The following is a 22,713-nucleotide window of genomic DNA, read 5'->3' as shown; positions in this document are numbered from 1 at the left end:
CTGTTGCGGTAGTTACATTTTTGGCTGGTTGGAAATTAAGCAGCACAAACATTAGTAGTTATTTTTTATCTTAGGATATAGCATGAATGCTTTGTATGGAGTTCTGCGTTTTGACGGGCAACCATTTGATCGAGAGTTATTAGAACGAGCCAAATTTAATAGCCCGGTTTGGAGAGCGGATCATAGCGAACTTTATTATAATGATTTTTATGCTACGGCGAGCACACAGCGCTTTATTACTCCCGAATGCGCCTTACAAACAGCTCCATATCATGATAAGGAATCGGGTGTAATTGCCAACGGCGATCTTTATCTAACTAATCATTCCAGTTTGGCAAATTGGTTAGGAGTTAGCTCCAAAAATTCGGATTTATACCTGGCAACCCGGGCATATTTAAAATGGGGTGAAAAATGTGTGAATTATTTAGCAGGGAATTTTTTCCTTGTATTTTATGACTTACGCAAAAAACGGCTGTTTATTGCCATTGATCATTTTAATTTTTGTTGCTGTTACTATCTGTTTGTGCCTGGTAAATACTTTATATTTAGCAATACATTCAATACATTCAAAGTTTTTCATGACTCCTTAGCGGTGAATCATGGCGCTTTCCATAAGCTTGCGGCAAAACAGAAAATAGGTCAGGAAACTTGCCTGAAATCGGTTAAAAAACTGACGGCTGCCAGATATATGATTGTTAGCGACCAAAATTTACAAGAGCAACAATACTGGGACCTCCGTAAGACACAACAGACAGGACAATGCCAATCGCGTGAAGACTACTATAGTGCATTCAGAAATGAGATTCAGCAAAGTATCAGACAAAGTATCCGGACTGACGCAGAAATCATGGCCCATTACAGCGGTGGTTTAGACTCTTCATCCATTGCTTCGATTGCTGCCTTGCAACTTGCCAAAGAAAATAAAACTCTTATGGCATATACCGCGATTCCTAAATATTTGTCGGGCGATAGTCATCGGAAAGGATGTAAATATCATGAATTAGATCGGGTGCAAAGCGCATGCCGTTACTATGACAATATTGAAACAATAGTTTATCAAAGCTCTGAAGACTTGAGTATTTTTGATAAACTTCAAGTCTTTTATCCTTATTTAGATCAGCCATTCAAAGCGGTATTCAATATGGAATGGATATTGGCAGGATTGGAAATGGCAGCAGCCAAAAACTGCAGGATTCTTTTAAATGGTGAACAGGGGAATGGATCCATTTCATGGAAGGGAGTGACATTGGGCAACTATCTGAATCAGCGTGTAAAATTTACGCGGCATCTTTTAAAATACCATATGAAATTAGGCAAGCAATTTATAAAATCTGGCTCGCTAAACCTGAAAAAAAATCGTACTGATCTCAATGAGATGAAAAAAAATTTTTTAGAGCCCCATTATTCTCTCCTGAGAGGTAAGAACAGGTTGGAAACAAGAAGTTACATGCGTTCCATCTATTTGTGGTTTGGGGTAGAGGTGATTGACCCAACAAGTAACCTGGATCTGGTCCAGTTTTGCTATGATCTTCCTGAATGGGTTTATCATGGAGGTAACAAATATTTTGAAATCAGGCGATTGCCCAAATTAAAAAGGCGCTTATTGGTGAGAGATGCTCTGGAAGGGCTTGTGCCCCCTGAGATCCGCCATAATCCCTATCGCGGTGAACAGGCAGCAGATTGGTACTATCAATTCAATAAATATGGTCATGCCTGGGGAAGGCTTTTGGCAGATATTGCAGAGAAACACCCTCTCATTTGGGAAATTTATCCTAAAAAATACCTTTTGGATTTATTTGCTAATTATCCCATTAGTCCGCAATCAAGAAATTTTCAAGACGTTAATATGCATTTGGTCCCAGCTTTAAGCACAGCATTTTTTATCAACTACCTAAATGATCTGTATTGATTATTACTTACTGGAGATAATCTCGATGAGTAACCATTTACAACAACACAAATATCAATTCGAATATAAAACCAATACAATATTAGAACGCTATGACTTGGTGTTTTTTTCCAGCGTTGATGAGGACTTGATCCTGCTTGATGAAGAAGCGAGTCATTATTTGGTAGTTAATTCCGTAGGTTACAAAATATGGAATTTGTTGGAATCAAAAAAAACGGTGAGCCAACTTGTTTCTGGGCTTATGGAAATATATAAGGTTGATTTCGATACCTGCTTTAATGATATTAAAGCGTTTATACAACAAATGGTTCAACATAAATTAATCAAAGTCTGTTCATAGATAAAGAATTTATAATCATTCGCTGTCATAGTTTTTAAGCAGAATTGGATAATACAATTGACTGAAATAAAGAAAATAAGATATGCCCATCTTTTTCTGGTTTTATTGGGCAAGGGAAAAACACGAGTTCATGTTGCTGTGCTTATTGTTTATTACCTGATAGTATCAAGAATCATTACCTGGTTATATCCGTTTAACAGATATGCCAAGTCGTTTGGGCATAAACACGCCGAAACTTTGTATGAAGACTTCGACCATTTGTATTGGCTAAAATGTTGCCAAAAACTGTTTCCTAAAATAAATAGATTGTTGCCATGGAAAAGTGCCTGTTTACAGCAAAGTGTTGCAGCATTTTTGCTATTACGTCGCAAAAATATGCCCACAACGATTTATTTTGGTATGAAGCGAGAAGGAGATGAGGTCATAGGGCACGTATGGTTGCGGTGCGGTAAACACTATATCACTGGAGGAAACGGCGTGGGTTATACTATTTTTTGTACTTATGCATTAGACTGGGTAAAAAATTAAGTGTTGTTTTATGGCTGAATTTTATAAAAAATATGCGGGAAAATATAAAGACTTTCTCGATTTCATCAGGTTTTTATATGAATATTCGCCATTCCAGCTTGTGTTTTCACAAGCAATGGTAATTCTTTCAAGCTTTCTGGGCGGTGTTGGAGTGGTCTCATTGGTGCCAATGTTAAGCTATAGTGGTTGGCTAGCCCAAAATAAGTCCGGCTCTGATCTCAATTGGTTATCCAGTTTATGGCAACAATTGCCGATGCACGATGGCCAAATTCCAATCACTTTTGTCTTATCGGTTTATTGCCTCATCATATGCTCAGTCTCCATGACCAATTATCTCGCTGAATTAACAAAAATAAAATTTATGAAAAATTTTGAGAGATACTGCCGTGAAAGCTTAATCCAAAACTTGGTGAATGCGCGATGGGAATACCTGCTAAAAAGTAAACTGAAAGATTCTGAGTATGTATTGAATGTTGGGTTGATGAAGATCTCTGCTTTAACGACTTATACGTTGAGTTTATTTAATAACATAATCAAAAACTCGGTGTATTTGATTGTTGGTTTAATGCTTTCTACGGGATTAACAGTCATTTCGCTAATTACTGTGATTTCGATAGCAATTTTTTTTAAAAAATCAAATTCTGCTGGTATGGGAAAACAAGAACTTGATCTGAGCAGAAGCAGGCAAATCAATTTGTCAAATTTTCTTGAAGGAATAAAAATAGCTAAAATTCATGAGCTTACACATGAATATCTCAAGCAAGAGCGTGATATCTCATTCAAGGTGATGGACAATAACATTAAATTTTTAAGCAACCAGATGAAAATTAAATTTGGATATACTGCAATCGGCGCGATCGCGTTCACTTTAATTTTTCTTATTTCCATTTCCCTGTTACAGATTTCAATTCCAACGTTGGTTGTTTTATTATTTGTTTACAATCAAATCATAAGAAGAATATCAACGATGCAGCAAAGCATGTCTTATGCATTGAATATTTCTCCCTTGTTTCGAAACTATTTAATCCTTAAAAATGATTTTTTATCGAATAAAGAATCATCAAATGTGATACCCTTTCATACGCGAGTACCATTACCTAAGGATATATTAATTAAAGTAAAGCAAGTTTCCTTCTCCTATGGAGAAAAAGCAATTTTAAAAAATGTTTCATTTGACATACATCGAAATAAAATAACTGCAATAAAAGGCCCATCTGGTGTTGGGAAATCCACCAGTGTCGATTTAATATTGGGCTTGTTGAAGCCGGATGATGGCTCAATTCTCTTTAACCAGTCCGTAGTTCCAATGGATGTGGAACATGCAACTTCCAAGAAAAAATGGGTTAGTTATGTTCCTCAAAATATTTTTCTTTTTAATGATTCAATCAGGAATAACATCACGTGGCTAAACAATGATGTGAATGAAGAGAAGCTATGGAAAGTTCTTGCCCTGGTTGATGCTGAAAACCTGGTCAGGTCTATGCCCAATGGATTGAATACTATGATTGGTGACAGAGGAGTGCATTTATCTGGCGGAGAGCGGCAAAAGCTGGCGATTGCCAGAGCCATACTGTCATCGCCAACGCTGCTCATTCTCGATGAGGCAACCAGTGCACTTGATCCCCAAAGCGAGGCTGTTATTATGCAGTCGCTTGCTGCTTTAAAACAGACCATGACAGTCATTTTAATAGCTCACCGGGAAAGTACCATAGTTTATGCGGATGAAATAATCGATTTTGGCAAGTTTAATTTAAAAGAGGAGTATCCGTTAAATTTCAATGTTCTTGAAGACACTACGGTTGCTATGAATTAATTATTTATCAATTTTTTATAAAGACGTTTATGTTTTACTATCGCGCATATCAATTGAACATACAAAGTGACATTCCACTTGGAAAAATAGAGCAAACTTCTTATTGTGTTCCAGATGTCATTATTCGTAAAACCAGTGAAATTCCTGATATACCTACAAACGCGAGTCGCTTGGGAAACAAATACGCGTCTTTAAAAAATCAGCTATGGATTACCGATAACCAATGGAGCTTTTATATTGAAGGGGGAAGTACAATTTTATACCAAATTAAATCCGTCGAGCTGACTACACCAATTCATATTCTTCTTACTGGCGCCTGTTTTGGCTGCCTGCTCCAGCAGAGAAATTTGATTGTTTTGCATGCCAATACAGTTTGCTACCCAGGTCAACCTGCTTTTGCCATCTCTGGCCATACCGGGGCAGGAAAATCTACGGCAGCTGCATTTCATATAAAACAAGGCGCTTTATTGGCCGCAGATGATATAACAGCCATAGAGTTCAAACAGGATATCCCTCATGTATTGCCGGGATTTCCTCGTTTGAAATTATGGAACGATAGTAGAGAAGCCCTACATTTATTATCTTTGGAGTCACTCTATTCTTATAATGGAAGATCCAAGCATCATATTGATTTAAAGCCTAATCAACATTGCAGCACACCAATAGTGCTTGAAAAACTGGTTATTATAAAACCTGATTTGGCAGAGGAAAGAGAACTCTTCGGTAAAGATAAGATTCAATGTCTCCTTGCAAATAACTACACTGCTCTGATATTTCATCTATTTGATTTTCATTGGGACGTATTCAAGAATAATTTAAAATTAGTCAGACAACTTAAAATATACAATGCTCCTCGCCCGGCTATGGTATTTTACAATGAGATCTAGATGATCTTTGCCAAGAGGACTTGCCCAGGCAGACATTTTTGCCAGGCTGAAAAATTATTTGTAAAGCGTTTTCTGATACTCAATTGGCAATCTGAGCGTTTGCGGGATTAATACTGCTTGGCTATGGTTATTGGTTTAGGCTAACATCGAGTCATTTAAATTTTATATTGGTGCAATTTGACTATGAAAAGACCGACCCGAATTGCGATGGTTGCCGGCGAATTATCTGGAGATTTACTGGGAGCAGGGGTAATTCGTGAGCTGAAACAGCATTTAACCAACGTAGAATTCATGGGGGTAGGTGGTCCTCAAATGCTTAAGGAAGGCTTCCATTCCCTGATTGATATCTCTGAGCTTTCTGTGATGGGAATCAGTGATGTTCTGCGACGATATCCTCAACTGTATTTAATAAGAGAAAGGTTATTGAGGGAATGGACAATTAATCCACCAGATGTATTCATTGGGATTGATTACCCTGACTTTAATTTATCCGTTGAAGCACGGTTAAAAAAACAGCATATTAAAACCATTCATCTGGTGAGCCCCAAAGTTTGGGCATGGCGACAAAAACGGGTGCATTTAATAAAAAAGGCAGTTGATTTAGTATTAACCCTATTTCCATTTGAAGAAGCATTTTACCGACAACATGGGGTATCGGCACAATTTATTGGTCATCCTTTAGCTGATTTAATCGAAATAAACCCAAGTTGTTCTACTTTACGTAAAAAATATAACTACCATTCTGATGACACCATTCTGGCAGTATTACCTGGTAGTCGGGTAGGTGAAATCAAATACATGGGGCCCTTATTTTTGGAAGTAATGCAAAGAATTGCTGTGGAGAGGCCTCATGTGCATTTCATAGTACCGATTGCGTGTCAGGATTTGTATCCAGTTTTTTTTAAACAACTCCATGCCGAGTATGGCCACTTAAAAATTCAGATTATTCAAGGGAATGCTCGTGAGGCCATGGCTATCTCTGACGTTGTTTTAACAAAATCCGGAACAGCAACACTTGAGGCGATGCTTTTAAAACGACCCATGGTGGTTGCCTTTAAATGGGGTATACTTACTCATGCGATTATCGCGCCGCAAGTAAAAGTTCCCTATATTGCGTTGCCTAATTTATTGGCTGGTAAAAAATTAATCCCTGAATTTGTTCAGGAAAAAGCGAATGTTGATAGCATTACAGAATCAGTTCTGAATTTACTCGACTCATCCAATCAAAACGAACTAATTAAACAATTTACTGATATTCACTGCACATTAAGGCAAAATGCTAATGAGAAAGCGGCTTTATCTATCCTCAGGATTTTGGGGATTTCTTTGGCTTAATCGCTGTTTTTAAAAATCGGATTTGTTTTTGCCAATCACTAATTGGTACCGCTGGGTGGCCGCCGACCCTGTCTCCGGATTTCACATTTTTATAGACTTTACCGCTGGCTAAAACAGTGGCGCCTTTACCAATCTTCAAGTGTCCAATCACGCCAACTTGTCCTGCCAAAGTGACATGTTCACCAAGCTCTGTACTGCCGGCGATTCCAACTTGAGCCACTAGGACAGAGCCTTTACCAATCTTGACATTATGCCCAATCTGCACAAGATTATCCAGACGACACCAATCTTCAATCACCGTATTATCCAGAGAGCCTCGGTCAATGCAGGTATTAGCCCCGATTTCAACATCATTGCCAATAATGACACCACCCGCATGGGGAATTTTATAATGGCCATTCGCATCACTGGCAAAGCCAAAACCATCCTGGCCTATACGAGCGCCGGAATAAATGACCACGTTATTCCCTATAACAGCATGCCTAATGCTGACGTTGTCTTCTATAAGACAATCATCGCCTATGGTTACAGCATCGCCAATATAAGTATTTACTCCAATTTTGCATCTGTTGCCAATTTTAACCTGATTGCCAATATAAGCCCCATGAGCAATAAAACAATTCACGCCAATAATAGCGCTCGACTCAATCATTGCCGAAGTGGCAATGAAACCGGGTGGTTTTTCAGAAGGATAAAACGCTTGAGCAATCAAAGCAAATGCTTTGTAGGGATTGGGGTGCACCAGTAAATACATGCTATCAGGGGCATATTTCACATAGTCTGGCCCGATGATACAAACACGAGCAGCTGTATGCTTTAATTCTTTGACGTATTTTTTTTGATGCAACATTACCAAATCATTGCTTGTGGCTTCTGAAAGTTTTGCCAAACCAGAAACTGTAAAGGTTTCTCCTTTACCTTCATACAGTGTAGCACCAGAAATCTTAGCTAATTCGAATAAACGAAATGGTCCTGCAGGTTTTGTAAATTGGTAATTTGACATACACACTCTAAAAAATTAGCGATAAAAGCTGCGTTTGGAATTTTCAAGAAACTTGAGAATATAAGCCACATCATTATTGTCTATGAATTCACGCTTGAGTATTTCAATGGCATTTGTCAAAAGATGACCATCATGAAAAAGTATCTTGTAGGCTCGTTGAATTTGCATTCTTGCGACAGAACTGTATCCATTTCGTTGCAATCTTTCAATGTTAATACCAAAACGCTTGGCTGGGTTTCCGCAAACCAACGTGAAAGGCAGTACGTCTTTTGTAATTCTGGTTTGACTGCCAATCATACTCATCCGTCCTAATTGTACGAATTGGTGTATGCCGCATAAACCGCCTATGGTTACCCAATCGTCAATGATTACATGCCCGGCTACGGCTACCGCATTGGAGATGATATTATGATTACCCATCTGAACATCATGGGCTATATGGGCGGAAGTCATTATGACATTGTTGTTTCCTATTCGAGTAATTCCTCCTCCCCCAGATGTTCCTCTACTGATCGTAACGTATTCGCGAATAATGTTATTATTACCGATTATGGCAGTGCTGTTTTCTCCGCTGAACTTCAGATCCTGCGGGATTGCTCCAATGATTGCTCCCGTTTCAATCTGATTATATTCACCTATTTCTGTCCAGGACTTTATCGACACATGAGAACCAATGACGGTTCCTTGTCCAATGCTGACATTGTCTTCAATAATTGAATATGGACCTACAACCACATCCCGTCCAATTCTGGCGTTGGCTGATACGATAGCTGTAGGATGAATTTGATGGGAGAGCATATATAAATTGTTAACCGCATGAACATGATCCAACTGACTCATTTGCATGGTTCACCTCCACTACAACTATAAATTAAATGCTGGTTACAACGTGCTCTATACTACTCTTAAATCTGTTCTGGGAAAATGATTTGATATAGAGGGAAAGCACTCAGTCACACGACTTGCGCTCATCGCAAGTCGTGTCAGGTTATGTCTGAACTAAACAATATAACTTGCTTTTATAAATACATTACGTACCGCAAAACGCTCGCTAATATTTATCCTGTTACCACCATTTGACAGACCATACCTTTCCCCTTCATTCATCGACCAGTATTGCTCAGAGCCGATTCCGCCCTCAACACCAATTACACTGTCATTATTCAAATTGAAATGAGAGGCCACAACCAAATTGGCTCCTAGAACTGGAGAAACCCATAGCGAGGAAGGATGATTAAGGAAATAAGCGTAACGGCCGCCCGTATTGGGGAAATCCAAAATTGGTTGAGCCCCGGTTATTTCAACCCTTTCGTTCCAATGACTTTTGCTATTACCAGCCAATACAGAGAAAGAAATATCCCCGCCTACAGTAATAAATCGATTAACATCCCAATAGACTCCTGCTCCCGCTTTAGGGCCAATCCCTTTATATTTCGCATGAAAATTAATATTGTCCGCAAGGGGCTGTATTGCAGGGGGAAGGGCGAAGCCAAAACGAGATTCACCACTATAACGAGCGGTAAATTCTTTTACTATTTCTGCGGCTTTTGCCCCGTAATAGCGAGTATAATGGAGCTGTTTGGCAAATTTGCTTGGAACAGTCCTATGAGTAATTAAATCCGCGGTTTGATAATCATAATCAGAATTTACCGCAGCAAGGGCAGAGCCAATCATTTGCAGTCCTGAAAAATCTTTAAGAATCAGGCTTAGCCTGTTGTCCATGAGATCACCCTGTGCAGAGTTGACAGTTATGCTGGAGCCGTGATTTTTTATATTGGTGTAGCTTAATACCAAATCATAGCTGAATTCGGGCCCAAAAAGATATCCGGCACTTAATGAATACCCCCAACGGGAATCCACATTAAACAAGCCAGAGCTAATTAGCCCGGAAGACTTTATGGTATCAGCATATTCCCTGGTATCCAAGGTGCCGTCACTTAACGAGCCATAAATTGCTGAAGCACTAAAAACAAATCTCTTACCATCTTGTTGCGCCTCTCCTACTGTGCCACTCATGCTAAGTGGACTTACCAAGAGCATGCTCATCAATAAAATGCTTTTTTTATTCATCTATGTATCTACTCCCTGATCTTTGAATATTGTATTTGTTCGCTCTGGATTATAAAGGACAACTTCAATGATATCCAGCTACAAATAACGTATTCGCAGGAGTTAGTCAGTATCAGTAAGTTCTGTTTACTTTAAAATGATTAGATTGTAGACTGCCTGTCTAAACCAGGCTTCATAGTCAGGAATAGTGCTTAGGCAAAACACAGGGTAGTTTTCTTTTTATGTTCGAGCTGAAACGTGATTTAAATTCTCTTCCCTTGACTTGGTTGGGACGCTGCGTCTATTTTTTCTCTTCTTACAAAAGAAGTAATGCAAAAAAAAATATCGATCGTGTTTTTCAATTCTCCCTATCGCCTGCTGAAAAAAAACGTTTATGCATGGCTTATTATTCTCATATTATGACCAATATCAAAGAAATTATTTTATACGCGTTGGTCAGTAAAAAATCTCTGGAAAAGCGTATCAAAGTCATTGGTATTGAGCATTTAGAGAACGCTTTAGGTAAGGGAAAAGGAACTTTAGTGTTCACCGGACACTTTGGTAACTGGGAGTTTGCACCTTTATTCTTTCTTGACAAATTTAATGGCAAGGATCTTGATTTTTATTGTGTTCGCAAAAATTTGCGTTTTGCTTTTTTGGATTCCATTTTTTTGCGGCGATTTGAAAATTGCGGATTTAAAATAATTAGTCATAAAAATGCAGTGAGTCAAACTCGCAGGGCTTTGAAAAGCAATGCCATTGTGTTTTTTCCTTTCGATGTTTGCCCTTCTTCGAAAATTAAAAATAAGATAAAAACCGACTTTTTAGGACAGAAAACGGAGACTAATCTCAGTCTAGCCTATTTAGCAAGTCTTTATGATTCATGTGTGTTATCAATCACTTTTTATCGCACCAATAAAAAGCAACATGTAGTGCATATTTATCCGGAGATAAAACCGGTTGTTTATCCGGACTATAAACAGACCCTTGTCGAAAACACTCAACTTTATAATAAAAGATTAGAAGAGATGTTATTGCCTTATCCTGAGCAATGGTTATGGTCATACAAGCGTTGGAAAAATAATGGCTAATAATCATTTGTCCAAAATTCGAGTGACTTTTGCAGGGCTTCTTTTTTACTGGATTTTGCCTCTTCGCAAGCAAATTGTATTGAGTAATATTGACCTCGTTTTTAAAAATACAGCAACCTCTGCTGAAAAAACAAGATTAGCCAAAGCCTTTTACTCTCATGTCGCATCTAATTTAAAAGAACTCATTTGGATGGGTTGGGCAAGTTCTAAAAGATTGACTAATAAGATAGAGATTCATGGTTTAGAGCATTTGGAAAGCGCTGTGAGTCAGAATAAAGGGGTTTTTCTGCTCACTGGTCATTTAGGTAATTGGGAATTAACTTACACTTTAGGTTTTTCTCGCCTGATGCCTCAATATGGGCAATTTAATATCATCAGACGACCCATTAAAATAAAATGGCTGGAATCAATATTGTTTAATAGGATGATGCGCTATGGATTGACAATTACCAGCAGCATTAGTGCGCCAAAAAAAATAAATCAAGCCTTAAGAAACAAGGAATTAATACTTTTTACACTCGATCAGCATGCGAAATTGGAAAATAAATCAGGAATCGCTGTCGAGTTTTTTGGCCTTCATGCTGGGACATACCGAAGTTTGGCCTTTTTTGCCCATAAACATCAAACACCAGTAGTCCCCGTATCCGGCTATAGGCTACACAACGGCAAGCACGTTATTAAATTTCATCCAGAAATAGAATGGGAATTTCATGTCGATAAAGAACAAGCTATCTACAGAAATACTCTTCGCTATAATCAAATGCTTGAAAAATTAATTTTGGAATATCCGGAGCAATGGTGGTGGGTTCATAGACGATGGAAATTATAAGCTAAAAATGTAAAGAACCCCAAATATTATTTTACAAAATGAAAATGAATATTTTTCAAATGTTGATGTCATCAAAAAATCATCTGGTTTATTTAGGATGGTTAATAATAGTTTTTTTTATTGGCTTGCTAACTTCTAAGGCCCCTAAAAATTGCGCATTTGAATTATCTCAACCTTTTAAGATAGAAAATAACACAAATGCCAATCCTGTTTATATAAGAGAAAAATTACCTATGCCAAAAGGTATTAAAAAGGCACATTCTGCTACATTGACTAAAGTTGATGACAGTCATTTGCTCGCCATGTATTTTGCTGGGAGTCGTGAGGGAGGACCTGATGTTAAAATTTATAGCTCTATTTATGATATCCATAGAAATAAATGGTCAACCCCCAAAATAGTGCTGACTCGAGAGAAACTGCGCAAGAATAGCCATCAATTGATTAGAAAATTAGGTAATCCTGTTATTTATAATCAAAATGGCAAGTTGCATTTGTTTGTTGTTGCAACTGCTTTTGCAGGTTGGGCGGCTAGCAAAATTTATCATTTTGAGTCATTAGATAAAGGGAAGAGTTTCAACTATAAAGCTACCTTGTATTTAAGTCCCTTTTTTAATTTAAGTACCTTAATCAGAGCATCCCCCCTTCCATTAGTAGATGGTGGTTTTTTTTTGCCAGCATACCATGAATTAGAAAGCAAATATCCTTTAATGCTCCGGTTTGATAAAAAAGGGAGCTATACAGAAAGCATTCAAATCAATCACATTGGGGGGCAATTACAGCCATCAATCATTCCCCTTTCAAGCTTGAATTGCTTAGCTGGATTTCGTAATGCTAATAAAACAGATCACTGGATGCGGATCCAATATTGCCAGGAAGGAGGACTTTCATGGCTTGATCCCCAAAAAACGAATATTAAAAATATGAATAATTCTATTAATTTATTTAATTTTAATTCAGAGGTATTTTTAGTCCATAACAGAACGCATAAAAATAATATCAAAGGCCAACTTGTGTTATCCAGAATGGAGAATTCGACCGGAATATTTTCGTATCTGTTTACTTTGGATACGGGTGAAATTAACAATAAAAGTGTTACTTACCCTTCTACATTAGTGGATAGAGGTTATGTTGATATTATCTATGACAAAAATGCGAATGAGGTCATTCATATACGTTTTAATAAATATTACCTGGATAGTTTGAAAAAATGACTGCATTAATTTATAGCAAATTGTTTTATTCAATCTGTATATGCTATTTTATCCTTAACAGGATAAAAGCAACTTCATTAAGAAACGCTCTAGTTTTTATAGTTATCATATGCACATGTTCTAATTTGAGTTATGGTAATACCAACTCAATTACCGAAATACTATATAGCATTTTGGGAATGCCTAGCATTGTAAGTTTTATCTATTGTATTTTGCTACTCTTACATCAATTTCGTTATGTTGATTGGTTACTTTCAGGGAAAACTAAATTCTATATTTTTTTCATTACCATTATTTTTTACTGCAGTTATTTAAATATTCTTTCTCCTAATGTGTTCTATATGGGGCAATTGACTACACTATTGCTCTGTTTGGCAATTTCTTTAATTGCAGCGCTTATAAATTTATATTTGGCCTATTTATACCTCATGAGCATTACTATAGGTGTAATTTTTTTAGCCCAGTCCTATAATTTATTTGTTTTAGTTTTTGACCCATTAGTATTTTTCCTGTTATTAGCTCAACCAAGACACATAGTAAAAGCTTCTATTTTAAAGGATGCTTGTAAACAAAACGAAATCGATCTTCATATAAAAAATCAGACCCATTTGGTTGAGTAAAATTCAAACTATTGTTTGTTGTCATTTTATTTTCTACTACATCTTAGGTTAAGACATGCCAGAACCACCGGCATGTCTTAACCCTGTCAATTTCATTGCTCAGGAGAAATCATCTTTTCCGGTTTCACAAACTCTGCAAATTGCTCGGCGGTTAAAATTCCCAGTTTCACGGCGGCTTCTTGCAATGAAATATTGTCATGATGAGCGGTTTTGGCGATTTTAGCCGCTTTATCATAACCAATGTGTTGATTAAGAGCAGTAACCAGCATGAGGGAGTGGTGTAAATAGTAATCAATCACTGGCTGATTAGGCTCTATTCCTTCTGCGCAAAACTCCTGGAAGGAATGGCAGCTGTCGGCAAGCAGATTTAATGAGTGCAATACGTTAAATATGATAACCGGTTTAAACACGTTTAATTCAAAATTGCCTTGGCTGTCAGCAATTCCAACGGCTGTATCATTACCCAGTACCTGAGCGCAAACCATGGTCATGGCTTCGCATTGTGTCGGGTTGACTTTGCCTGGCATGATGGATGACCCGGGCTCATTTTCTGGAATAACCAGTTCACCAATCCCGCAACGAGGTCCTGATGCGAGCCAGCGTATGTCATTGGCGATTTTCATGAGTGCGCAGGCGAGAGTTTTCATGGCACCGTGCGCATGGACCAGAGGTTCGTGAGAAGCCAGAGCGGCAAATTTGTTAGGAGCGGTCACAAAAGGCAGTTTGGTTATTTTAGCGATGTGTTCAGCAACTTTGACTGCGAATTGCGGATGGGTGTTCAATCCGGTTCCAACGGCAGTGCCCCCGGCAGCCAGCTCATATAATTCAGGCAAGACTTCTTCCAGACGGTGAATGCAGGCATCCAGTTGGGCAACATAACCTGAAAACTCTTGCCCCAAAGTCAGTGGAACCGCATCTTGCAAATGGGTTCTGCCAATTTTTATGATGTTTTTGAAAGCGTCCATTTTCGCTGCGAAAACATGACGTAAATTGCGTACAGCAGGTAACAATTTTTCGTTAAAAGCTATCGCCGCTGCAATATGCATGGCTGTTGGGAAGGTGTCATTCGATGATTGAGACATATTGACGTGATCATTGGGATGAATAGGGGACTTGCTTCCCAGGGTGCCGCCAGCCAGCTCAATGGCCCGATTGGAAATGACTTCATTGGCGTTCATATTCGATTGTGTGCCGCTTCCCGTTTGCCAGACATGCAAGGGAAAATGCTCATCCAATAGTCCTTTGCTCACTTCTTCTGCTGCCTGAACAATCAAATCCGCTTTGTCTTTTGGCAGTTTGCCTAATTCAAGATTTGTCAGGGCGGCTGCCTTTTTCAGGATACCAAAGGCATGGGTTACTTCGCGTGGCATAATGTCTTTGCCTATATTAAAGTGATGCAATGAACGTTCGGTTTGGGCGCCCCAATATTTATCAGACGGGACTTCAATTTCACCCATGCTGTCTGTTTCTACACGTGTTTTAGCCATGTTATCAATTCCTTAGCAAAGTTAATCTGTTGATTATGTTTATTTATGTCTAGCTGCTTTATCAGCGAGTTGGGAAAGAATAAAATCAATCGCCAAAATTCTAGCATAGCAGACGTAAATTGGTAATTTTTGTTATAGTATCCTTTACTAAAATCAAGGATAATTGGCTGTGAGAACAATACGTATCTATCAACCTGGCGAATACCAGCCGGGGCAACTTCTGGAATTATCGCCTGAGGCGGGACAGCATGTTGGCGTAGTCTTGCGCATGGAGCAAGGCGAGCAACTGACACTGTTTAATGGGGACAACAAAGAGTTTACAGCATCCATTGAGAAGGTCAAAAAAAAGCAGGTATTCGTCAGGATTGCCTCAGCCCTTGAAGTGAACAGGGAATCTCCATTAAAGATACATTTGGCACAAGCCATTTCCAAGGGTGACCGGATGGAAATGGTGATGCAAAAATCAGTTGAGCTAGGAGTGGCATGCATTACACCTCTTATTACCGAGCGCTGCCAGGTTAAAATTGACAAAGAAAAAATGGCAAAAAAGATGCACCAATGGCTTAATATTGTCATTGGAGCTTGCGAGCAATGTGGGCGTAATCAAATTCCAGAGTTGCGGCAGCCAGTTTATTTAGAACAATTTGTCAAAGAAGCCAAAGAACATCTCAGGTTCATTCTACATCCAGCATTTAAAAAGACATGGCGTGATTATCCTGTCCAGCCCCCTGATGTTGCCTTGATTATTGGCCCTGAAGGTGGCTTAAGTGATGAAGAAATTACATTGACGAGTGACTATGGATTTTTGCCTTTATTACTGGGACCGAGAGTATTGCGCACGGAAACTGCGGCAATAACTGCGTTAAGTGTTTTGCAAGCTGTCGGAGGTGATCTATAATAGACTTCTTTCTAACTCGGCATAACCTGCGTCTTTTGTTTTATGGCTCTATTGCAAGCATTTCTGTAGTATTATATGTACACTACTCTTTTTGAAAGCCTTGCGTTTGCTCTAAAACAAAATACACAGGATACGCAGGAAAAATTCTGGATCGAATAGCAAAATCTGGTCTTGGGCCAGACCTTTATATTTCTAATAACTGAGGTTTATTTATGAGTGATCATATTAAAACAGTAACCGATGCAAGCTTTGAGCAGGATGTAATTAATTCATCCAAGCCTGTTCTTGTTGATTTTTGGGCTGAATGGTGTGGACCATGTCGTGCATTGACTCCTATTTTGGAAGAAGTGGCAGCTACTCATAGCAAGGACATGACGTTTGCTAAAATCAATATTGATGAAAATCCTCAAGCCCCGGCCAAATTTGGTGTGATGAGTATCCCAACCTTAATTCTTTTTAAAAATGGTCAGGTCGAAGCAGTTAAAATGGGGTTGCTGTCTAAATCCCAATTAAGTGCTTTTGTTGAAAGTCACCTGTAACGGGATGAAAAGTCAAAAAGCCCTGAGGTAAAAATTTATTTACAGGGCTTTTATCTTTTTTATGGGGTTTGTGTTAAAATTAAGCGATGAAAGGGATTTTTTCTTAAAGATTTAAAAGTTGCAATCAAAAAAGTCAAAATAACTTTTTATTTTTAGTTTAAAAATGTTGGATCTTGTTGTAAAGCTGTGATAGCCTGTAGCTATATGTGACATACTTTAAAACAAGTGAGCCACATAGGCAGCGGATTCCTTAGCTGCTATTCCCTAACATAATTTTTTCTTCGGATATTCAATTCATTTAAACAACAAATCAAGTGAGAAGTATGAATCTTAGTGAACTTAAGCAATTACCTATTGCCGATCTCGTTAATATCGCTCAAGAGATGGGTGTGGAAAATACCTCCCGTATGCGCAAGCAAGACATCATTTTCGCCATCCTTAAAGCCCATGCTTTAAAAGGGGAAGACATCCATGGCGATGGTGTTTTGGAAGTTTTGACTGATGGTTTTGGTTTCTTGCGTTCTGCTGATGGCTCCTATTTGGCGGGTCCTGATGACATTTATGTCTCTCCCAGTCAGATCAGACGTTTTGGTCTTCGTTCCGGGGATACTATTTCTGGTAAAATCCGCCCACCTAAAGACAGCGAACGCTATTTTGCTTTATTAAAAGTCGATCAAATTAACTACGATACACCGGATAGCGCAAAGCGTAAGATTTTATTTGAAAACTTAACTCCCCTATTTGCTACCGAGCGTCTGGTCATGGAACAGGGGAATGGCAGCACAGAAGATCTAACGGCAAGAGTAGTTGATTTATGTGCTCCTTTCGGCCGCGGTCAGCGTGGTTTGATCGTGTCACCTCCGAAAGCTGGTAAGACTTTGATGTTGCAAAACATTGCTCGCTCTATAGAAAAAAATTATCCTGAATGTTATCTCATTGTTTTGCTTATTGATGAACGCCCGGAAGAAGTAACTGAAATGCAACGTTCTGTCAAAGGGGAGGTTGTTGCGAGTACTTTTGATGAGCCTGCCAATCGCCATGTCCAGGTTGCTGAAATGGTAATAGAAAAAGCAAAACGCCTGGTTGAGCACAAACGTGATGTGGTTATTTTGCTGGATTCAATCACTCGCCTGGCCAGAGCTTACAATACAGTTGTACCTGCATCAGGTAAAGTACTGACTGGTGGTGTTGATGCGAATGCTCTGCAAAGACCCAAGAGATTGTATGGTGCGGCACGTAACATAGAAGAGGGTGGCAGTTTAACCATTATTGCAACCGCTCTGGTAGACACCGGTTCCAAAATGGATGAGGTGATTTACGAAGAGTTTAAAGGTACTGGTAATATGGAAATCCACTTGAGCCGTAATATTGCCGAGAGAAGAGTGTTCCCTGCGATTAACATTAATCGCTCTGGTACCCGTCGTGAAGATCTCCTGTTGAGCCCAGAAGAATTACAACGTACCTGGATATTGCGTAAAATCCTGCAATCCATGGATGAATGCGATGCGATTGAATTCTTATTGGAACGCATGAAAAATCATAAGACAAATGCCGAATTCTTTGATGCAATGAAGCGTCAGGAATAATTGAAATGATTGAGTAACCCCGTAATTAGCAGAATCTAATTCGGGGTCCAAATTCGCCTTATTTTCAGGTTTATAATTCATGCTCATAACCTGTATTACGCTGTGCTGGTACGGGTTTACAGTAAGCTTCTTTTTGAGATAATTAATGAAGTATTCAGATCTGAGAGATTTCATAGCCCAACTTGAATCACGTGAATTATTAAAACGTATTGAGTATCCAGTATCACCTCATCTTGAGATGACCGTTGTCAGCGATAAAGTGTTGCGCTCAGGAGGACCAGCCCTTTTATTTACCAATACACCCAATTACGACATGCCTGTACTGACCAATCTTTTTGGTACAGTGGAGCGAGTTGCTTTGGGAATGGGTGAAGAGTCTATTGCCGCTTTAAGGGAAGTGGGGAAGTTACTGGCCGCTTTAAAAGAGCCGGATCCTCCTAAAGGATTCAAAGACGCTTTTAGCAAATTGCCTTTATTGAAACAGGCACTGAATATGGCGCCCAAATATGTCAGTGGCGCAGAGTGCCAGACTCACGTATGGGAAAAGGATGAAGTGGATTTAACGTTATTGCCCATTCAAACGTGTTGGCCGGGAGATGTGGCTCCTTTGATTACCTGGGGTTTGGTTACTACTCGTGGCCCACAGCAGTCCAGAGAAAACATGGGTATCTATCGCCAGCAACTATTAAGTAAAAATAAATTGATCATGCGCTGGTTATCCCACCGGGGAGGTGCTCTCGATTACCTGGCCTGGCAGCGGGAATTCCCAAAAGAACGCTTCCCGATTGCGGTGACTTTGGGTGCTGACCCAGCCACCATACTGGCAGCAGTTACTCCAGTTCCTGATACTTTGTCTGAATACGCTTTTGCGGGATTGCTTAGAGGGCAACGCACTCGGTTGACTCGATGCATTGGCAATGATTTGCATGTTCCAGCCAGTGGCGAAATTATTTTGGAGGGGTATCTTGAGCCAGGAAATGAGGCACCTGAAGGACCTTATGGCGATCACACCGGTTATTATAATGAAGTCCAATCTTTTCCTGTTTTTACGGTAGAGCGTATTACTCATCGTGATAAACCTATTTACCACAGTACTTACACCGGGAGGCCGCCAGATGAGCCAGCGATTTTGGGAGTTGCCTTAAATGAAGTGTTCATTCCCTTGTTGCAAAAACAATTCCCCGAGATCGTGGATTTTTATTTGCCGCCAGAGGGATGCTCTTATCGTTTGGCTGTAGTCACTATAAAAAAGCAATACCCAGGACATGCTAAACGTATTATGATGGCTGTTTGGTCTTTCTTGCGTCAGTTTATGTATACCAAGTTCGTCATTGTTTGTGATGATGATGTGGACGCGCGTAATTGGCAAGATGTCATATGGGCAATGACGACACGCATGGATCCGGCCCGCGATACCGTCATGGTAGAAAATACGCCTATTGATTATCTGGACTTTGCCTCTCCGGTTTCAGGACTGGGTTCCAAGATGGGTATGGATGCTACCAGTAAATGGCCAGGAGAAACACAAAGAGAATGGGGTAAACCAATTACGATGGATGAGGATGTGCTTAATAGAGTAAATGGTTATTGGTCCTTATTAGGATTAAAATAATGACAGATAAAATAATTCAAGCTCAGGTGGAGGACATTTCCCCTTTAACGGACAGCATCGTGCGATTGGTATTAATGCCTGATGAATACGTCGATTATCAAGCGGGGCAGTATTTGCAAATCCTGTTTGCAGAGGATGCGTTTAGTTATTCAATCGCGAATGCGCCTTTAGGTTCTCATCGTTACGAGTTGCATATTCGCCATAGCCAGGATAATGATTATCATCAATCGTTGTTGGCTCATATCAAACAATATGGAGCTCTGCACTTAAGGTTACCTTTGGGTGAATGCAGTATTGATAGATTACATCCCCAAAAACCCATTTTATTCATTGCTGGCGGGACTGGATTTGCACCAATTAAAGCCATGATTGAGCAATTACTGGCAGATGCGGACAGCAGGCCATTTGAGTTGTTTTGGGGAGCACGATCGCAAAGTGATTTATACATGGATGAAAAGGTAAGGAGTTGGCGGTCTCACGCCAGCCACTTCCAATATTTTTCGCTGTTATCCGATAAAAGTGAGGATACTTTGGCTTCGCGGGTTCTTGCCAGGCATGCAAACGTTTTGCGAGATTGGCAAATCGTCATCAGTGGTCCTTTCGATATGGTGTACAGTACTCGTGATACCTTGCTTGGTTATGGCCTATCGCCTACCCAGATGTTTTCAGATGCCTTTCGTTTTGAATCCAAAACAGATAACGCAAAAAACTGAGTGGAATGGAGTGAATTAATGGAAACTTTATATCAAATTTTAGGACTTATTGGCGCAGGCTTGATTATTTTTATATTGTACCGATTCATTAAGGGGAGCCCAGAGCAATTTAGCAAGGAAAATATGAGCAAAAGCTTTATGACGATGGGTGTTTTAGGCCTGATTTTAATAGGGTTTATTGCTTTGCTGGTGTTGATGTTGAGAACTACATAACAGACCTCTTGTCTAACCTGCTTCTTTCGCTGTATTGCTGCGTTGCCAAGGTTTCTGCACTACTCATTTACCGCTGCTTGTCAGCGGTATCCACAAAGTAAGGCTGAATGCTTCTCGGATAAGCCGAGGCACTTAGGTTGCCCAACGTGTCATTTAACAATCAAATAACTATACAATGTCTTGTTGGCATCTCCATCTCATAGGCTAGTGAGATGAGATGGCTTTCTGATAACTGCCTTTTCTTTTGATTAAATAATCATCAATATTGGGGTTGTTGATAGGTTCCTGACTGGTGTCAGGAAGCAACTGGCATTCTTCAACATAAGTGATTTGGCTGCTGTCATCGACTAACAGGCGGTACCAAGGGTTTCTTGTTGCAAATTCATGCTGAGTTGCCCGGGGATTATATTTCCCTGAGGCTTGAAATATGGGATCCACATCAATAACGATCGCTCGGTATCTGATGCGTTTATGAATAACCAGATCCCCGATATTGTACTTGGCTATTTTATTCATAAGAGGCTCCATTTTTGAGCATTATGATAAATATATCGGTTGTTCCTCTTTTAACTTGAGCTTATTGAATTAAAGCGGGAACGGGCGATTTCCCATAAATCCTGGCTAAAATAATCCCAGCTTCATAAAGCAAACACAGAGGCAAGGCTAATGCAACTTGAGAAAAAACATCAGGGGGGGTGAGCAGCATACCAACAATAAACGCCCCCACTATCACATAAGGCCTGATTTTTATAAGGGTTGTCACCGTAGTAAAATGAATTTTTACCAGTACAAGACAAATGAGTGGAACCTGAAAGGAAAAACCAAATAAAAGCAACATGCGTGTAATGAAATCTATGGCGTAAGCCATATCAGGCATGAGTCGCACTTCCTTCGGCAGAGCCTGGGCAAAAAACTGGAACATATAAGGGAGGACAAGATAAAAGCAAAATAGTGTTCCAAAGACAAAGAGCAAAAGACTTAGAATCATTGCACCTCTGATTTGCTCTTGCTCGTTTTTGTAGAGTCCCGGACGCATAAAACGCCAAAGCTGCAATAAAGCAAACGGAGCAGTGAGTAAAAAGGCTGCATCCACAGCAAGTTTTAAAGGGGTGAAAACCGAGGAAGTAATTTGTGTGGCAATCAGGCCCTCTTGGTTTGGCAAAGATTGCAATAAGGGCTTTACCAGGATATGAAACAGTTGGTCTGATATGAAAAAAAACAATAAAGCTAAAGCGCCAAACCAGAGAAGGGTATAGATTGCTCTCCGACGTAATTCAATTAAATGAATTAACATAAAGCTCATTGGGGTTGGATACCGAGATCATAGAATAAACTATTCTATTTGATTTTTCTAATTTTGATCATTGCCTGACGAACAGGATACACCTCGGTTTATAGGCTGCCTCTTGATCACATCTCTATCGACGCCCAGTGGACAAGTCACGGGACGTCGAAGACAGTACAGTACTCGATTTTCAGAGAGGTATAGAGGAATCAGATTAATATGGGGGCAAGCTCAAGCCGGGACAGGTATTCTGCTTTTAACACCGATTCTTTCAGGTCTGATTTCTTTCAGACGATTGAATTGATCAACAAAAACAACAGTAGGTTCATGTGCTGCGCAATCCTCTTCCAGAATTTGCGTAAAAGAGGCAATGATAACCAAATCGCCAGGGGTTACTAAATGAGCTGCCGCTCCATTGACACAGATATCCGTTGAACCTTTTTCGCCTGTAATGGCATAGGTTTCAAATCGAGTTCCGGCAGTGATATTCCAAACATTAACAGCTTCATAGTGCAATATATTTGCTGCTTTTAAAAGCTCGGGTGCAATAGTGATACTCCCTTCATAATCCAGGTCTGCTTGCGTGACGCAGGCACGATGAATTTTTGATTTAAGCATTTTTCTATAAGCCATTATTTACTTTCCTAAATTTGAGCCTGGAAAAAGCAATTGATTCAATACGACTGAGTCTACTTGTTCAAGGCTTTTTCCAGATTGAAATAACTAAAAAACAGACAGGACTTACGAAAACCAACAGTCTCTTTG

23 protein-coding genes are annotated in these 22,713 nt (G+C 39.5%); 16 read left to right on the top strand and 7 right to left on the bottom strand.

What is annotated here, in order from left to right:
* Positions 1 to 82: 82 nt before the first annotated feature.
* The 6 genes from OQJ02_RS14780 to lpxB all read left to right on the top strand — a co-directional run bounded on the left by OQJ02_RS14780 (position 83) and on the right by lpxB (position 6,812).
* A complete protein-coding gene (locus OQJ02_RS14780; protein ID WP_265719728.1) occupies positions 83 to 1,909 on the top strand; it encodes an asparagine synthase-related protein in 1,827 nt (608 codons plus the stop codon).
* Positions 1,910 to 1,934: 25 nt separating this feature from the next.
* The gene (locus OQJ02_RS14775; protein ID WP_010948633.1) at positions 1,935 to 2,249 is read left to right on the top strand and encodes a PqqD family protein; all 315 of its coding nucleotides are present in this window, start codon (positions 1,935 to 1,937) and stop codon (positions 2,247 to 2,249) included.
* A gap of 57 nt (positions 2,250 to 2,306) precedes the next feature.
* Complete coding sequence (locus tag OQJ02_RS14770) at positions 2,307 to 2,777, top strand: lasso peptide biosynthesis B2 protein (RefSeq protein ID WP_027267945.1); 471 nt, start codon at positions 2,307 to 2,309, stop codon at positions 2,775 to 2,777.
* Between the two features lie 10 nt (positions 2,778 to 2,787).
* On the top strand, positions 2,788 to 4,590 hold the full coding sequence (locus OQJ02_RS14765; protein ID WP_265719727.1) for an ABC transporter ATP-binding protein: 1,803 nt from the start codon (positions 2,788 to 2,790) through the stop codon (positions 4,588 to 4,590).
* A gap of 29 nt (positions 4,591 to 4,619) precedes the next feature.
* Positions 4,620 to 5,477 (top strand): hypothetical protein, encoded by an 858-nt coding sequence (locus tag OQJ02_RS14760; RefSeq protein WP_265719726.1) that lies wholly within the window; start codon positions 4,620 to 4,622, stop codon positions 5,475 to 5,477.
* Between the two features lie 183 nt (positions 5,478 to 5,660).
* On the top strand, positions 5,661 to 6,812 hold the full coding sequence (gene lpxB, locus OQJ02_RS14755) for a lipid-A-disaccharide synthase (RefSeq protein ID WP_265719725.1): 1,152 nt from the start codon (positions 5,661 to 5,663) through the stop codon (positions 6,810 to 6,812).
* Here lpxB and lpxD read toward each other — a convergent pair.
* The 3 genes from lpxD to OQJ02_RS14740 form a co-directional block, all read right to left on the bottom strand.
* The gene (gene lpxD, locus OQJ02_RS14750) at positions 6,784 to 7,815 is read right to left on the bottom strand and encodes a UDP-3-O-(3-hydroxymyristoyl)glucosamine N-acyltransferase (RefSeq protein WP_265719724.1); all 1,032 of its coding nucleotides are present in this window, start codon (positions 7,813 to 7,815) and stop codon (positions 6,784 to 6,786) included. The genes lpxB and lpxD overlap by 29 nt on opposite strands.
* Before the next feature lie 15 nt (positions 7,816 to 7,830).
* Entirely contained in the window at positions 7,831 to 8,661 is an 831-nt protein-coding gene (gene lpxA / locus OQJ02_RS14745; RefSeq protein WP_027267950.1) for an acyl-ACP--UDP-N-acetylglucosamine O-acyltransferase, read from the bottom strand.
* A 153-nt stretch (positions 8,662 to 8,814) separates the two neighbouring features.
* On the bottom strand, positions 8,815 to 9,885 hold the full coding sequence (locus OQJ02_RS14740) for an Lpg1974 family pore-forming outer membrane protein (RefSeq protein WP_265719723.1): 1,071 nt from the start codon (positions 9,883 to 9,885) through the stop codon (positions 8,815 to 8,817).
* 221 nt (positions 9,886 to 10,106) lie between these two features.
* On the opposite strand from OQJ02_RS14740, the gene OQJ02_RS14735 reads away from it, so the two are divergent.
* The 4 genes from OQJ02_RS14735 (at position 10,107) to OQJ02_RS14720 (ending at position 13,615) form a co-directional block, all read left to right on the top strand.
* Complete coding sequence (locus OQJ02_RS14735; RefSeq protein ID WP_265719722.1) at positions 10,107 to 10,955, top strand: lysophospholipid acyltransferase family protein; 849 nt, start codon at positions 10,107 to 10,109, stop codon at positions 10,953 to 10,955.
* Complete coding sequence (locus tag OQJ02_RS14730; protein WP_265719721.1) at positions 10,948 to 11,784, top strand: lysophospholipid acyltransferase family protein; 837 nt, start codon at positions 10,948 to 10,950, stop codon at positions 11,782 to 11,784. The genes OQJ02_RS14735 and OQJ02_RS14730 overlap by 8 nt, the downstream gene beginning before the upstream one ends.
* Positions 11,785 to 11,828: 44 nt before the next feature.
* Positions 11,829 to 12,995, top strand: a complete 1,167-nt coding sequence (locus tag OQJ02_RS14725; protein ID WP_265719720.1) for a sialidase family protein — start codon at positions 11,829 to 11,831, stop codon at positions 12,993 to 12,995.
* A 179-nt stretch (positions 12,996 to 13,174) separates the two neighbouring features.
* Entirely contained in the window at positions 13,175 to 13,615 is a 441-nt protein-coding gene (locus OQJ02_RS14720; RefSeq protein ID WP_223804312.1) for a hypothetical protein, read from the top strand.
* A 92-nt stretch (positions 13,616 to 13,707) separates the two neighbouring features.
* Here the strand turns inward: OQJ02_RS14720 and fumC are convergent, their stop codons facing one another.
* The gene (fumC, locus tag OQJ02_RS14715) at positions 13,708 to 15,102 is read right to left on the bottom strand and encodes a class II fumarate hydratase (protein WP_265719719.1); all 1,395 of its coding nucleotides are present in this window, start codon (positions 15,100 to 15,102) and stop codon (positions 13,708 to 13,710) included.
* Positions 15,103 to 15,265: 163 nt separating this feature from the next.
* Here fumC and OQJ02_RS14710 point away from each other — a divergent pair, with 163 nt between their 5' ends.
* From OQJ02_RS14710 to OQJ02_RS14685, 6 genes are all read left to right on the top strand, one after another.
* A complete protein-coding gene (locus tag OQJ02_RS14710; RefSeq protein ID WP_265719718.1) occupies positions 15,266 to 16,000 on the top strand; it encodes a 16S rRNA (uracil(1498)-N(3))-methyltransferase in 735 nt (244 codons plus the stop codon).
* A gap of 212 nt (positions 16,001 to 16,212) precedes the next feature.
* On the top strand, positions 16,213 to 16,539 hold the full coding sequence (gene trxA, locus OQJ02_RS14705; RefSeq protein WP_265719717.1) for a thioredoxin: 327 nt from the start codon (positions 16,213 to 16,215) through the stop codon (positions 16,537 to 16,539).
* Positions 16,540 to 16,862: 323 nt separating this feature from the next.
* Positions 16,863 to 18,125 carry a transcription termination factor Rho gene (gene rho, locus OQJ02_RS14700; protein WP_011216778.1) on the top strand — a complete coding sequence of 421 codons (1,263 nt, stop codon included), beginning with the start codon at positions 16,863 to 16,865 and terminating at the stop codon, positions 18,123 to 18,125.
* Positions 18,126 to 18,270: 145 nt separating this feature from the next.
* Positions 18,271 to 19,737: a 4-hydroxy-3-polyprenylbenzoate decarboxylase gene (gene ubiD / locus OQJ02_RS14695; protein ID WP_265719716.1), complete on the top strand. Its 1,467-nt coding sequence runs from the start codon at positions 18,271 to 18,273 to the stop codon at positions 19,735 to 19,737.
* A complete protein-coding gene (locus tag OQJ02_RS14690; protein WP_265719715.1) occupies positions 19,737 to 20,450 on the top strand; it encodes an NAD(P)H-flavin reductase in 714 nt (237 codons plus the stop codon). Before ubiD ends, OQJ02_RS14690 begins: the two co-directional genes overlap by 1 nt.
* A gap of 18 nt (positions 20,451 to 20,468) precedes the next feature.
* The gene (locus tag OQJ02_RS14685; protein WP_265719714.1) at positions 20,469 to 20,663 is read left to right on the top strand and encodes a hypothetical protein; all 195 of its coding nucleotides are present in this window, start codon (positions 20,469 to 20,471) and stop codon (positions 20,661 to 20,663) included.
* Between the two features lie 204 nt (positions 20,664 to 20,867).
* On the opposite strand, the gene hspQ is transcribed toward OQJ02_RS14685, so the two are convergent.
* The 3 genes from hspQ to panD all read right to left on the bottom strand — a co-directional run bounded on the left by hspQ (position 20,868) and on the right by panD (position 22,581).
* Positions 20,868 to 21,179, bottom strand: coding sequence for a heat shock protein HspQ (hspQ, locus tag OQJ02_RS14680; RefSeq protein ID WP_265719713.1), 312 nt, complete (start codon positions 21,177 to 21,179; stop codon positions 20,868 to 20,870).
* 61 nt (positions 21,180 to 21,240) lie between these two features.
* Positions 21,241 to 21,957 carry a twin-arginine translocase subunit TatC gene (tatC, locus tag OQJ02_RS14675; RefSeq protein WP_416209893.1) on the bottom strand — a complete coding sequence of 239 codons (717 nt, stop codon included), beginning with the start codon at positions 21,955 to 21,957 and terminating at the stop codon, positions 21,241 to 21,243.
* A gap of 222 nt (positions 21,958 to 22,179) precedes the next feature.
* Entirely contained in the window at positions 22,180 to 22,581 is a 402-nt protein-coding gene (panD, locus tag OQJ02_RS14670) for an aspartate 1-decarboxylase (RefSeq protein WP_265719711.1), read from the bottom strand.
* Between the last annotated feature and the right edge of the window lie 132 nt (positions 22,582 to 22,713).

This window comes from Legionella sp. PATHC032, assembly GCF_026191185.1.
GTDB lineage: Bacteria > Pseudomonadota > Gammaproteobacteria > Legionellales > Legionellaceae > Legionella.
Note: the sequence above shows the minus strand (reverse complement) of the source record. Positions and strands in the feature narration are given on the sequence as shown.

Coding starts and splice junctions, on each gene's coding strand:
- OQJ02_RS14780 (WP_265719728.1), top strand. CDS start 83: ATGAATGCTTTGTATGGAGTTCTGCGTTTTGACGGGCAACCATTTGAT.
- OQJ02_RS14775 (WP_010948633.1), top strand. CDS start 1,935: ATGAGTAACCATTTACAACAACACAAATATCAATTCGAATATAAAACC.
- OQJ02_RS14765 (WP_265719727.1), top strand. CDS start 2,788: ATGGCTGAATTTTATAAAAAATATGCGGGAAAATATAAAGACTTTCTC.
- OQJ02_RS14760 (WP_265719726.1), top strand. CDS start 4,620: ATGTTTTACTATCGCGCATATCAATTGAACATACAAAGTGACATTCCA.
- lpxB (WP_265719725.1), top strand. CDS start 5,661: ATGAAAAGACCGACCCGAATTGCGATGGTTGCCGGCGAATTATCTGGA.
- lpxD (WP_265719724.1), bottom strand. CDS start 7,815: ATGTCAAATTACCAATTTACAAAACCTGCAGGACCATTTCGTTTATTC.
- lpxA (WP_027267950.1), bottom strand. CDS start 8,661: ATGCAAATGAGTCAGTTGGATCATGTTCATGCGGTTAACAATTTATAT.
- OQJ02_RS14740 (WP_265719723.1), bottom strand. CDS start 9,885: ATGAATAAAAAAAGCATTTTATTGATGAGCATGCTCTTGGTAAGTCCA.
- OQJ02_RS14735 (WP_265719722.1), top strand. CDS start 10,107: ATGTTCGAGCTGAAACGTGATTTAAATTCTCTTCCCTTGACTTGGTTG.
- OQJ02_RS14730 (WP_265719721.1), top strand. CDS start 10,948: ATGGCTAATAATCATTTGTCCAAAATTCGAGTGACTTTTGCAGGGCTT.
- OQJ02_RS14725 (WP_265719720.1), top strand. CDS start 11,829: ATGAATATTTTTCAAATGTTGATGTCATCAAAAAATCATCTGGTTTAT.
- OQJ02_RS14720 (WP_223804312.1), top strand. CDS start 13,175: ATGCCTAGCATTGTAAGTTTTATCTATTGTATTTTGCTACTCTTACAT.
- fumC (WP_265719719.1), bottom strand. CDS start 15,102: ATGGCTAAAACACGTGTAGAAACAGACAGCATGGGTGAAATTGAAGTC.
- trxA (WP_265719717.1), top strand. CDS start 16,213: ATGAGTGATCATATTAAAACAGTAACCGATGCAAGCTTTGAGCAGGAT.
- rho (WP_011216778.1), top strand. CDS start 16,863: ATGAATCTTAGTGAACTTAAGCAATTACCTATTGCCGATCTCGTTAAT.
- ubiD (WP_265719716.1), top strand. CDS start 18,271: ATGAAGTATTCAGATCTGAGAGATTTCATAGCCCAACTTGAATCACGT.
- OQJ02_RS14690 (WP_265719715.1), top strand. CDS start 19,737: ATGACAGATAAAATAATTCAAGCTCAGGTGGAGGACATTTCCCCTTTA.
- OQJ02_RS14685 (WP_265719714.1), top strand. CDS start 20,469: ATGGAAACTTTATATCAAATTTTAGGACTTATTGGCGCAGGCTTGATT.
- hspQ (WP_265719713.1), bottom strand. CDS start 21,179: ATGAATAAAATAGCCAAGTACAATATCGGGGATCTGGTTATTCATAAA.
- tatC (WP_416209893.1), bottom strand. CDS start 21,957: ATGTTAATTCATTTAATTGAATTACGTCGGAGAGCAATCTATACCCTT.
- panD (WP_265719711.1), bottom strand. CDS start 22,581: ATGGCTTATAGAAAAATGCTTAAATCAAAAATTCATCGTGCCTGCGTC.